Consider the following 12,775-nt stretch of genomic DNA (forward strand, 5'->3'; position numbering starts at 1 on the left):
GGAAAAAATATTTTTTATATAATTAAACAAATAAAAAAACCCAGACATTTAAATGACTGGGTATAAAAATTTCAATCCAAAACAGCTTAGTAATCCATTATTTTACTTTTTATTTAAAGCGGAGCATTGTCTCTAATATTTCATTAATTTGTTTTGCTTTTTGACGCGACACTGGAATCTCAACATCATCGTGCATAATTAAACTCCCTCCGTCGTGTTTTAATATTCCCTTTACATACTGAGGATTTATTAAATGAGATTGATGCACTCTTATAAACCCCTTTTCGTATAATAGCTCCTCTATTTCTTTTAAAGTTCGACTGATTAAAATCTTGTGTTGATCTTTACAGAATATATTGGTGTAATTACTATCCGATTGACACCGCACTATATTTTGAATCTCTACAATTTTGTATCCTACTCCTGTTGGCAACGCTATTTGAGAAATATCTTTTTTAGGATCTTGCATATAATCATTGAGAATCTGCCACTGTTTGGTAGATGTTTTTTTCCGACGGCTTTCCCAACCAGATAATGCTTTTACAATACTTCTCTCTGTTATAGGTTTTAAAAGGTAATTTATAGCGCTATAACGAAATGCTTTTATCGCATATTGATCATAAGCAGTTGTAAAAATTACGTCAAAATCAATTGGTAATAAATTATCAAGTAAGGTAAATCCATTCAAATTTGGCATCTCAATATCTAGAAACAATAAATCAGGTGGATTTTTTTTAATAAACTCTAATCCTTCAAGTGGATTTGTAAAAATCCCCGTGATGGTATAATCTGAATGTGCCCTTTCGATTAAATGTTTTAATACATTAGTACAATGCGCCTCATCATCAATTATTATAATTTTTGTCATGATTTAAGTTTCATAGGTTAATGTAATTTTTGTTCCTAAAACTACTTCATCTTTTTCAAGGTCTGTAATTTTAAGACGTATTGACTTATTGCTCAAATGATTAAAAAGTGTTAATCGATCTTGAACTAGACTTGTGCCCATAGCCTCGTGCAATCTTTTTTTCTTGGCACTCTCCTTTCTGCCGATTCCATTATCTAATATAGTGATTATTAAATCGTCAGAAGTATCAAATATAATCGATAATTTTTTCTCGGCTTTAAGACTTGGTTGCAAACCGTGCCAGATTGCATTTTCAACCAAAGGCTGCAACAGTAATGGAGGTATTTGATATTGTGAAAGTTCCTCCTTAGACGCTACTTCAATATCATAAGAGAAGCTAGACCCCATTCGACTGCGCTCCAAAGAAAGATATAATTCTAAAATCTCCAACTCCTCTTCTACAGTTATTTGTTGATGTTTACTACTATTTAGTATTCCTCGTAGTAAAGCAGAAAATTCATCTAGATAGGTAATTGCATCATCATTTCTAGAGGTCATTATTAAATGCTTAATAGCACTCAAACTATTGAAAATAAAGTGAGGGTTCATTTGTGAACGCAACGCTATCATTTCTGTTTCCCTTATTTTCTGAGTAAATTCATCTTTAATCTTCTGCTCTCTGTCTTTTTCAATCTCAGAATAAACCTTAATTAGTTCTTCAGTTTTTTTGTGAACTTTCTCATCAAGCTTCCGATTCATATTTTCTTGCAAGGCTTGGTTTTCTTTTAATTGAACAATTAATTCTTTGTTAGCTATAGTTTTTTCTTTTTGAAGTAGAAGTACATTTTCTCCTAATGCAAGTGAAAAACATATTACCTCAGCCAATAGTCCTATTTGGAAGATGATATTTGGAGCTTGAGTAAAGTTAAAGAAGTGGCCCGGAATGAAATTCAATTCTGCATAAGCAACATAGGACGACAAAACTGCACCAATAAAAAAGAACGTTTGTCCTACTATAAAATAACTTATAAGCGGATGTTTTACCTTATAAATAATCCAAAAAATCAGTATAAAATTAAGTGGAATAATTATTAATCTCACAATAACAAACACTGTTTCGGCAAACATATTTCCAAAGAAAAAATAGCTGAAAATAAAATGTGAAAACGCATACACAAAACAAAATCTCCCTAAGTATGATAATACTTTCGCTAATAATTTATCATAGTACTTAACTTTCAATAAGTGTTTTATAAATAAAATATAAAATCCTATAAATACAAATTGAACGGGTTGAAAAGCAGAAGCAGAAAGTGTTGGAATGTAGGAAAACAAATTACCAAAAGATGCAGAAGTAGTTCTCAATACTTGAAAACCATAAATTATTTGAAAAAGTAAATATCCTAAATAATATAGGTATAGTTTCTTCCAAAGCCGCAACCAAAACACCAGAGCAAAGACAAAAATTGTTGTTATGGTTATTATATAAATATATATAAAGGAAATTGATGCATCTTGTTTTGCATTTATGTTATGCAATGTCTCCCAATAACTAAGCTTGGAATTAAGTGTGGGTGGATCTATTTTTTTGTTTAAAGGATTGTGTAACTTTATAAATACTTGAGAAGTTTGAAATGGATCTAGTGCTATTTCAGTAAAATAATAATCAGACTTGTTTGTGCGATTTGGTAGGGGAATTAACCTTCCATTTTTAAATACCTTAACATCGTTTTTAAATTCCTGGTATATAGTATTACTTGGGGTGTCACTATATATATAATTGCGGATAGTGTCCTTGGAATTATTTTTTAAGTCGAATTTTAACCAAAGTGCTTGTTTAGAGTTTACAGACAATTCTGAACTGTAGGGGCTCCACGAAATACTCTCCCTAACATCTTCGAAGCTAGAACCTTTATCATTAATAAGCGCTTGAACTTCTTTACTATTGATGAGTTCAAATTTAGACACAATTGAGTCAGCCATTATTTGACCCTGTAACGATGTCAAATTAGCTAAAAGACAAAAAACAAATAAAACAAGGGAAGTTCTCATGTCTGTAGCTAATATACCATTCTACCATCGCTTATACCTCAACATTTTAGTAAATAGCGGCTATTAATTAGTATTTGGGAAATTAAAATACATTTAAACCGAATACTCAGTAAGATGAACCAAATACTAATTTAGTATTGATACTACATTATATCAAAGGTATATTTGATTCAAAATTATTTTTTGACGCTATGTTTAGTAGTGAAATAGAATATAATTACTTAGTAAGAAAAGTTAACATTTGTTTGTTTATTAAGTTTAATTAGAGGGGGACTCCACTGTTATAATTTAAAGAGCCGAATTCTCTATATAACAGTGGAGTATAAAACTAACCAAATTCAACAAGCCTTTCCGAAGCAATTGCTGCATTGGAAAGGCTTTTTAATTGTTGAAACTTCTTAATTCTGTACCTTTGATATAAAAGTGTCAAGATGGGCTATCCAAGATTCAAACTTCCAAAAACAGTCTTATTTACCATCAGTGCGCTTTATGTGTTTCTGATGATTGCCACCTATATTCTTTACTATAAGGAGCCTGTTATTGTGTGTGCTGAACGGATGTTAATAGCCCAAGGTTTTGCTATGGTAATTCAAATAATTTTAAATTACATCGCATATCGCTCAAAACACAAAATTGTGATTCTCACCATCTTATTTATTAGTACTATGCTCTTTTTAGGGGCTCTTTCTGGATTTTTCAACCTTGGATTAATGTGTGAATTCTATGGATACTAATTTGAATACAAAAAAACTTCTAATTATAGGCCATACATACCCTGAGCCTTCAACTACCGCGGCTGGCGGGAGAATGATGCAATTGATACAATTTTTCACTGGAAGTAATTATGAAATAACCTTTGTAAGTACTGCTTCAAAAGGTGAAAAATCGGCTAACTTAATAGCTCAAAATATTGCTACTAAAAACATAAAACTCAACGACTCTACATTTGATGATTTTGTAAAAGAATTAAATCCAACAGTAGTAATGTTTGACCGTTTTATTACTGAAGAACAATTTGGTTGGCGAGTATCTGAAAACTGCCCACAGGCATTGAAAATTCTAGATACAGAGGATCTGCACTTCTTAAGAAACGCAAGAAAGGAAGCTATTAAAAAAAATAAACCAGTTTCTGAAGCGAACCTATTCTCAGATTCTTCAAAAAGGGAACTCGCAAGTATTTTAAGATGTGATCTCTCCTTAATAATTTCGGAATATGAGATTGAGCTTTTAAGGAACACTTTTAAGATTTCCTCAGATATACTTTTTTATCTACCGTTGTTGACTGACGCTAATACGGAATTCAAAAACACTGTTTCATTTACGGAAAGAGAAAACTTTTTAGCAATCGGAAATTTATTGCACCCGCCTAATGTAGATTCCGTTTTACAACTTAAAAAATTATGGCCTAAAGTAAAAAAGCAAATACCCTCAGCTGAACTCCACGTTTACGGTGCATATGCTCCTCAGCAAATTCTTCAACTTAATAATAAAAAAGAAGGTTTTATTGTAAAAGGTTGGGCAGAAGACATTAAAGAGATAATGAATAATTATCGTGTACAGCTTGCTCCAATACGTTTTGGTGCTGGATTAAAAGGAAAGCTTTTCGATGCAATGCAATTTGGCCTACCTTCAATTACCACGGAAATTGGCGCTGAAGGTTTAAATGGAAATTTAGCCTTTGGTGGAATTATAACCACTTCAGATGAATACTTCATCACTAAAGCAGTTGAACTGTATTCAGATGAAAACGCCTGGCAAAATGCTCAGGAAAATGGGTTTAGAATTATTAAAAAACGTTTTTTAGATGAATTGTTCTCTGAAAAACTCAAGGCGAGAATTACTTCCCTTGTTGAAAACATAACAAACCACCGCCAAGAGAATTTCTTGGGTCAGGTGATACAACATCACACACTACAAAGCACAAAATACTTAAGTAAATGGATTGAAACTAAAAATCAAATTCCTCAAAGTTCATCGCCAGTTTGTTTTGCGAATAGCGATGAAGTACGCGATGAGTATAAGTAGTAAATTTCCCTAAAACACATTATAAGATTAAACCCATTGCGTAGCTTTGTGAAGTAGCAATATTGATTTACTTTTATTTAAATTCAACAGAAAAACACCAAACACTATCAATGATTATAAAGAGAATTTTTCAAGTTATTATTCTGTTGTTCTTAAGCGTGTTTTTTTTGACATTTTATTCCAATTATACAATTACAAACACAAGCAAAGGCAAAACGTTCAACAACGTAAATTCCATAAAGAAAAACAGAGTTGGCGTAGTACTAGGAACAGCAAAGTACTATAAAGACGGAGGAATAAATTTATATTTTAAATACAGAATTGATGCAGCTGTAGAGTTGTTTAAGAATGATAAAATTGATTTTATCTTGGTAAGCGGCGATAACAGCTCGAAAAGCTATAATGAGCCAAAAACATTTAAAAAGGAATTGGTTAAACGCGGCATACCTGAAAATGTAATATTTTTGGACTATGCTGGTTTTAGAACATTAGACTCCGTTATCCGTGCTCATGCTATCTTTAGTCAGGATAGTTTTACCGTAATTTCACAACAGTTTCACAACGAACGCGCTATATATCTCGCCGAAAACAACGGTTTAAACGTAATTGGTTTTAACGCAAATGATGTGGGTGGGAGAAATGGTTTTAAAGTGAAACTACGCGAATATTTCGCAAGAACGAAAGCTTTTTTAGATATCATTTTCAACGTTGAACCCAAGTTTTACGGTGAAAAAGTTGAAATTAAATCTGCTTAATAACCAAACCGCCCTAATATATAACCGCAAAATTATTTAATGAATATCAAATATATAGACGATCAGAATTTTAGCAATATTGACTCCTCTAAAGATAATTTAGAAATAGCCGAATATGAATTCTGCACTTTTACAAATTGCAATTTTGCTAATAGCAACCTTTCTGGAAGTAGATTTTCAGACTGTAAGTTTGTAGATTGTAATTTCAGCAATAGTAATTTGTCTAAAGTATCTTTTCAGGATGTGAGGTTTAAAAATTGTAAAATGTTAGGGTTACAATTTGATTCATGTAATGAATTCGGATTTGCTGTTTCATTTGATGAATGCCTATTGGAGCATTCAATTTTCTACAAAATGAAGTTGAGCAGAAGTATTTTTAAAAAATCACAATTGCAATTTGTAGATTTTACTGAAGCAGACTTAAAAGGTGTGAAACTTACGGGATGTAATTTTCAGAATGCAACTTTTCAAAATACGAATTTGGAAAAAGCTGATTTTCGAGAAGCTAAAAACTATTCTATTGATCCTGAACAAAACAGATTAAAAGGCGCTAAATTTTCACTACCTGAAGTAATTGTACTTTTAGATAAATATCAAATTGAAATTCATAATTAATAGACGTTAAGCATTAGCTAACAAACAATCTCTTCTCGCTTCAATTCACTATTTTTGTAAAGCTTTGAAAAAGAACATATGAAGTTTAAAATAGAATCAGAATTTCAACCCACTGGAGACCAACCACGGGCTATAAAATCATTAGTTGAAGGACTTAATTCCGATGAAAAATATCAGACACTTTTAGGTGTAACTGGTTCGGGAAAAACTTTTACTGTTGCCAATGTGGTAGAACAAGTACAAAAACCTACCTTGGTTTTAGCTCATAATAAAACTCTTGCTGCTCAACTTTATACAGAGTTTAAAAATCTGTTTCCAAATAATGCAGTGGAATATTTTGTATCCTACTACGATTATTATCAGCCTGAAGCTTTTATTCCGAGCAGTGGAACCTATATTGAAAAAGATCTTTCTATAAATGAAGAAATAGAAAAAATGCGATTAAGCACTACTTCTGCCCTATTATCTGGACGAAGAGATGTGCTAGTAGTTTCTTCCGTTTCGTGTTTATATGGTATTGGTAACCCTGTTGAATTTAAGAAAAACGTTATTTCGTTAGAAAAAGGACAAATAATTTCGCGAACCAAGTTGCTTCACCGCTTGGTTCAAAGTCTTTATTCTAGAACTGAAGCCGAATTTAATCACGGACGATTTCGTATAAAAGGAGATACCGTTGATGTTTTTCCTGGTTATGCCGACGATGCATTTAGAATTCATTTTTTTGGAGATGAAATTGAGGAAATTGAAGTATTTGATCCTTTAAACAACAATATAAAAGCGAAGTACGATCGATTAAATATTTATCCTGCCAATATGTTCGTAACATCACCAGATGTGTTACAAAATGCTATTAAAAGCATTCAGGATGATTTGGTTTTACAGATAGAGTATTTTAAAGAAATAGGAAAACACTTAGAGGCGAAACGTTTGGAAGAGCGCACAAATTTCGACCTGGAAATGATTCGCGAACTTGGATATTGTAGCGGTATCGAAAACTATTCGCGCTACTTAGACCAACGTTTGCCCGGTACTCGCCCCTTCTGCCTATTAGATTATTTTCCTGATGATTACTTGATGGTAGTAGATGAGAGTCACGTTTCTATCCCCCAGGTTAGTGCAATGTACGGTGGAGACCGTTCTAGAAAAGAAAATTTGGTTGAATACGGATTTCGCTTACCAGCTGCAATGGATAACAGACCACTTAAGTTTGAAGAATTTGAAGCTATTCAAAATCAAGTTATTTATGTGAGTGCAACTCCTGCCGACTACGAATTAGAAAAGAGTGGCGGTGTGTTTGTAGAACAGATTATACGCCCAACTGGACTTTTGGACCCACCAATTGAAGTTCGACCTAGCCTCAATCAAATTGATGATTTACTAGAAGAAATTCATCTTCGCATTGAAAAAGACGAAAGGGTTTTGGTAACTACATTAACCAAAAGAATGGCAGAAGAGCTTACCAAGTATTTAATTCGTGTACAGGTGAGAACTCGTTATATCCACAGTGACGTAGATACTCTGGAACGAGTGGAAATTATGCAGGATTTACGTCTAGGTCTTTTTGATGTATTAGTGGGAGTGAACCTTCTCCGTGAAGGATTAGACTTACCAGAAGTTTCATTAGTCGCTATTTTAGATGCTGATAAGGAAGGTTTTTTAAGAAGTGAGCGTTCTCTAACCCAAACTGTAGGTCGTGCTGCTAGAAACCTAAATGGTAAAGCTATAATGTATGCTGATAAAATAACCAAAAGTATGCAAGAGACAATTGATAGCACAAACTACAAAAGAGAAAAGCAAATTGCATACAATAAAAAACACGGTATCACGCCAACAGCAATTAAGAAGTCTTTTGAAAATTCACTAACAAAGTCTAAACAAGAAGCATATTCGTTTGAAACAGCTGAAAGCCTTGCTGCAGAATCTGAAGTGGAATACCTAACTAAAGCTCAAATTGAAAAGAAAATCCGAGATACTCGTAAAGCGATGGAAAAATCGGCCAAAGAGTTAGATTTTATGATGGCTGCTAAACTTCGTGATAAAATTAAAACGTATCAAAAACAGCTAGAGGAGGTCTGAATATTATAAAATATTCTTTATATATTATAGTCAGTAGTATACTAACAAGAGATTTAATTTTACAATGCTTTTAACGACTTTCATAAAATCTATTTTGTATTTTACTCTTTCTATGATTTCAACTCAAAATATCAATTTAGATAACAAAATAATTCCAGAAAACATTAAAAAAGAGGTAATCGAAGCAATTTCGTATTATCCTGAACTCTATGACACTGCCATAGAGTTTAAATTTAAGAACAATATAAAAAAGTCTACAATGCAAGCACAACCGAGGTTTGCAAGTTTTTTTAAATCGAAAGAAAACAGGGAATATGTTATTTTAATTAGCAGAAACATTCAAATTGAAGGTGAAAAATTCACCATAGATGATATTCCTTCCGATGTAATAATTGGTTGGATTGGACACGAATTAGGTCATGTTATGGACTATCGAAATAGAACAAATGTTGGAATGCTAATATTTGGGTTGAAATATCTTTTCTCTTCAGCACATATCAAAGAAGTAGAGCGCGCAGCAGATACTTATGCTATTGCTCACGGCATGGGTGATTATATTTTAAAAACAAAGAACTTTATACTCGATAACGCCAATCTTTCAGAGAAATATAAAGAACGAATTCGAAGATTGTACATTTCACCTGAAGAAGTTATGGAACTCATCAACAAAAATAAAGTTGAGGAAGAAATTGAAATAGTTGAAAAAGAAGGTTAGATCCATTTTTAGACTTAAAAGCATCTAGTAAAATGTATGAAATAACAATATAAAATTTCGAAATTAAACTGGCCAAATTTAAAACCAAAGCTATTAAATACTAATTTTAAATAATGGATATAGAAAAGGACTATTTAAAACGAGAAATTCAAAAACTCAATTTAGTATTAGTCAGTTTAATTGATAAAATTAGTGGGATTAATTCAAATAACACAAACAACGAAATTAGCAGTATAAATGAAGTTCTAGAAAATGAATTTGACTTATCATTAGAAAAAATATCTAATATTAAAACTGCAGACTTAATAAAACATATATCGACGTTACATGAATCTCATATTGAAAAAATCGCAAAATTAATATATCAGTTTGTGGTTAAAATATAATCTCTTGATTTGGGAGAAAATTATGAATTAAATAAAACTGCTGAAAAAGGAATTATTATAATTGAATTCTTAAACCAAAAATCAAAAATGTTTTCAGTCGAAAGAATGAATATGAAGAAGACGTTACAACTTTATCTATAGACAATAACATGTTTTTAAACATTAAATAAACATTGCATATTTCCCAATATCGACTATTTGTTATCAAAATTCGTTAAGAAACTATTCGCCTGCCTATACACCCAGTTTCTTTACAAATTCCTCCCATTCCGCAAACTTTTCTTCTCCCATCACCTTTTCCATTTTAACCTGCCCACCTTTCTTTTTATTCTTGGCACTCCAATCTTGAAAAACCTCTAAACTTACTGTAGATACTTTTACCCCTTTTAAAGCTTTCGATCTAGCTACAGCATAATTTTTATTTGCTTCTTTTAAAGCATTATCTAAGGCTTCAGCTAATTTTTCATCGCTAATTTCAGTATCTGTACCCAAATACCAATGATGATAAAACTCTTCATCTATCTTAACAGCAGCAAGTGTAAATTCAGGAATTTTTATGTCGAATTTCTCTTCCAGTTCACGCAGGGCAACCTCCATTTTATTTACAGATAGTTGTGACCCCACCACATTTAAAAAGAATTTGGTGCGACCTGTAATCTTAATTTCAGCTTTTTCTACATCTGTAAAAGCGATGGTATCACCAATTAAATAACGCCAAGCGCCAGAAACCGTACTTATTATTAAAACATAATCTGTATCAACCTCAACCTCTTCAAGTGTTAATGCAGGAGCATCTTGAGACAGTGACCCATCATCATTGATATAATCTGGGTTAAACGGAACAAATTCAAAATAAATACCATTATCGGTAACTAATTTCATTGAGGTTGTTTCGGGTCTATTCTGAAAAGCTAAAAACCCTTCTGAAGCTAAATAAGTATCAATAATTATAATAGGATGCGCCAGTAGCTGATTAAAACTCTTTTCATAAGGCTGAAAAGCAACACCTCCAGAGGTATATGCTTGTAGGTTTGGCCATATTTCATGTATGTTTTTTGCACCGTGATATTCTATCACTTTTTTCATCATAAGTTCCATCCAAGAAGGAATTCCGCTCAATGCCCCTATATCCCATTCCCGTGCACGTTTAGCTATTGTTTCCACCTTTTCGTCCCAATCTTCCATCTGTGCGATTTCTTCGCCAGGCTTGTAGTATCCGCGAAACCAAAATGGAATATTACTAGCGCTAATCCCGCTAATTTCACCTTCTAAAAACTGGTCTTGTTCTTCTAGGTTAGTACTACTACCCAACATCATTATTTCCTTTTCAAAGAAATCTGATTGTACATCAAAATTTGCTAAAGCACCCACTTGTTTAATCCCTGCATTGCGAATAGCTTCAACCATTTCATCAGTTACAGGAATTTTTTTTGATGTTTTTCCAGTAGTTCCACTACTTCTAGCAAAATATGTAGGTACACCCGGCCAAGTAATATCTTCTAGCCCCTCTTGTGTTTTTACCCACCACTTCTCTTCCATTTGGTGATAGTCGAAATAAGGAACTTTTTTAGAAAATTCCTTCTGTATATCCTCAGCCTCTAAAATTTTAGAAAAGCCATAGTATTTTCCGAAAGCCGTATCCTTAGCCTTTTCAAGTAAATTTTTTAAAACTTCTTTTTGAGATTCTACTTGGGATTTTTCAGAAACTATCGCATCGCGCAAGTCGATAGCAGTCTTGATTATTGAACCTAATATTGCCATATTTTTAGTTTTTTATGAAACTACAATTTTTAAAAAATGTACATATAGAAATTAAATCAATTTTAACCTTTTTAATTTGCCCTTCAGTTATGGTATCTTTACAAAAAATCTATAAATGCATCATCCAGATTCTGTAAGAATTAATAAAGCTATAAGCGATAGTGGCTTCTGCTCACGTCGTGAAGCCGACGCCTTAATCGAAAAAGGGCGCGTAACAATAAATGGCGTAAAAAGTACACTTGGCGATAGGGTTATGCCTAATGATGAAGTACGTGTTGATGGGAAATTAATTAAGGAAAATGAGAATCTTGTTTATATAATGCTCAACAAACCTGTTGGAATTACTTGTACTACCGATACGCGTTATGAAGATAATGTAATAGATTTTGTGAAACATCCTGAACGAATTTTCCCAGTTGGAAGATTAGATAAACCTAGTGAAGGCTTACTTTTACTAACTAATGAAGGAGATATTGTAAATAAAATTTTACGTGCAGGAAACAAACACGAAAAGGAATATATCGTAAAAGTGGACAGACCTGTTACAGATGAATTTATAAAAAGAATGGGGTCTGGAATTCCTATTCTTGATACTGTTACAAAGCGCTGTAAAGTTGAAAGAGTTAGCCGATTTGAATTCAAAATATTCTTAGTTCAAGGTTTGAACAGACAGATTCGCAGAATGTGTGAATACCTTGGTTATGAAGTTGTAGCGTTGCAACGAATAAGAATTATGAATTTGGAATTAGGCGACTTACCCATTGGTGAATGGCGTGATCTAACTGAAGAAGAATTAAAAACTTTAAAAGATTCTGTAAAAGACAGCGATGGGCAGCCTAAACCGCATCCTAAAGCCGACTTTGATGAAAAAAGAGCCATAAGGCCCACAAGACGTCGTGAAATAGACAATAAGAAAAGTAAAACTCTTAGAAAAGATAAGCCACAAGCAAGAAAAGATCGCGGTGAAAAAAGAGGTGATTCTAATATTAAAAGTACAGGAGGAAGACGAAGAAGAGGTTAACTAAAAAGCATAAAAAAACCGCGTACCGATTGAGTAGCACGCGGTCATTTTAACTAACTAACCAAATTAAATTTCAATTATGAAATCTCAACCATTCTCTTTAAAACTTTCTTTTCTTCCATTTTAGGCAAAGTAACTTTTAATACTCCATCTTCATAGTTTGCCAAAATATCTTCAACTTTTACATTTTCAGGTAGTTTGAATGATTTTTCAAAACTTCCAAAATTGAATTCTCTTCTTTTATATTGAACTGCATTATCATTTTTCTGCTCTTGTTCTTGAGATTCCTTAACTTCCTTATAAGTAATCTTTAAGGTATCTTCCTCAACCTCAATACTGAAGTTTTCTTTGTGCAAACCTGGTGCAGCCAATTCGATTACAAAATTCGATAAATTTTCGATAATATTTACCGCTGGATTGCTAAAAGTTTCATAATTATTTAATCTATCCAGACGGTTTTCTAAGAATATATTATCTAATAAGTTAGGTAACCACATATTATTGTTATTAACTGTTTTCATA

General features: G+C 32.5%; 12 protein-coding genes. 8 read left to right on the forward strand and 4 right to left on the reverse strand.

Annotated features, from left to right (window positions below):
* Positions 1-109: 109 nt before the first annotated feature.
* The gene (locus FHP04_RS10425; protein ID WP_139856052.1) at positions 110-868 is read right to left on the reverse strand and encodes a LytR/AlgR family response regulator transcription factor; all 759 of its coding nucleotides are present in this window, start codon (positions 866-868) and stop codon (positions 110-112) included.
* Between the two features lie 3 nt (positions 869-871).
* Complete coding sequence (locus FHP04_RS10430; RefSeq protein ID WP_246051414.1) at positions 872-2,830, reverse strand: histidine kinase; 1,959 nt, start codon at positions 2,828-2,830, stop codon at positions 872-874.
* 500 nt (positions 2,831-3,330) lie between these two features.
* Between FHP04_RS10430 and FHP04_RS10435 the strand changes: the two genes are divergently transcribed.
* From FHP04_RS10435 to FHP04_RS10465, 7 genes are all read left to right on the forward strand, one after another.
* Entirely contained in the window at positions 3,331-3,633 is a 303-nt protein-coding gene (locus tag FHP04_RS10435; protein ID WP_139856054.1) for a hypothetical protein, read from the forward strand.
* Entirely contained in the window at positions 3,623-4,924 is a 1,302-nt protein-coding gene (locus FHP04_RS10440; RefSeq protein ID WP_139856055.1) for a glycosyltransferase, read from the forward strand. Before FHP04_RS10435 ends, FHP04_RS10440 begins: the two co-directional genes overlap by 11 nt.
* Positions 4,925-5,034: 110 nt before the next feature.
* On the forward strand, positions 5,035-5,679 hold the full coding sequence (locus FHP04_RS10445) for a SanA/YdcF family protein (RefSeq protein ID WP_139856056.1): 645 nt from the start codon (positions 5,035-5,037) through the stop codon (positions 5,677-5,679).
* Positions 5,680-5,718: 39 nt separating this feature from the next.
* The gene (locus FHP04_RS10450) at positions 5,719-6,294 is read left to right on the forward strand and encodes a pentapeptide repeat-containing protein (protein ID WP_139856057.1); all 576 of its coding nucleotides are present in this window, start codon (positions 5,719-5,721) and stop codon (positions 6,292-6,294) included.
* 78 nt (positions 6,295-6,372) lie between these two features.
* Entirely contained in the window at positions 6,373-8,370 is a 1,998-nt protein-coding gene (uvrB, locus tag FHP04_RS10455; RefSeq protein ID WP_139856058.1) for an excinuclease ABC subunit UvrB, read from the forward strand.
* Positions 8,371-8,482: 112 nt separating this feature from the next.
* Positions 8,483-9,085 carry a hypothetical protein gene (locus tag FHP04_RS10460; RefSeq protein WP_179951784.1) on the forward strand — a complete coding sequence of 201 codons (603 nt, stop codon included), beginning with the start codon at positions 8,483-8,485 and terminating at the stop codon, positions 9,083-9,085.
* Between the two features lie 113 nt (positions 9,086-9,198).
* Positions 9,199-9,471 carry a hypothetical protein gene (locus tag FHP04_RS10465; protein ID WP_139856060.1) on the forward strand — a complete coding sequence of 91 codons (273 nt, stop codon included), beginning with the start codon at positions 9,199-9,201 and terminating at the stop codon, positions 9,469-9,471.
* Positions 9,472-9,705: 234 nt separating this feature from the next.
* On the opposite strand, the gene FHP04_RS10470 is transcribed toward FHP04_RS10465, so the two are convergent.
* Positions 9,706-11,232, reverse strand: coding sequence for a GH3 family domain-containing protein (locus FHP04_RS10470; RefSeq protein WP_139856062.1), 1,527 nt, complete (start codon positions 11,230-11,232; stop codon positions 9,706-9,708).
* Positions 11,233-11,347: 115 nt separating this feature from the next.
* Here FHP04_RS10470 and rluF point away from each other — a divergent pair, with 115 nt between their 5' ends.
* Entirely contained in the window at positions 11,348-12,253 is a 906-nt protein-coding gene (gene rluF, locus FHP04_RS10475) for a 23S rRNA pseudouridine(2604) synthase RluF (protein WP_139856063.1), read from the forward strand.
* 77 nt (positions 12,254-12,330) lie between these two features.
* On the opposite strand, the gene FHP04_RS10480 is transcribed toward rluF, so the two are convergent.
* On the reverse strand, positions 12,331-12,774 hold the full coding sequence (locus tag FHP04_RS10480) for an Hsp20/alpha crystallin family protein (protein ID WP_139856066.1): 444 nt from the start codon (positions 12,772-12,774) through the stop codon (positions 12,331-12,333).
* Position 12,775: the final 1 nt, after the last annotated feature.

The organism is Aequorivita sinensis (genome assembly GCF_006346335.1).
Lineage (GTDB): Bacteria > Bacteroidota > Bacteroidia > Flavobacteriales > Flavobacteriaceae > Aequorivita > Aequorivita sinensis.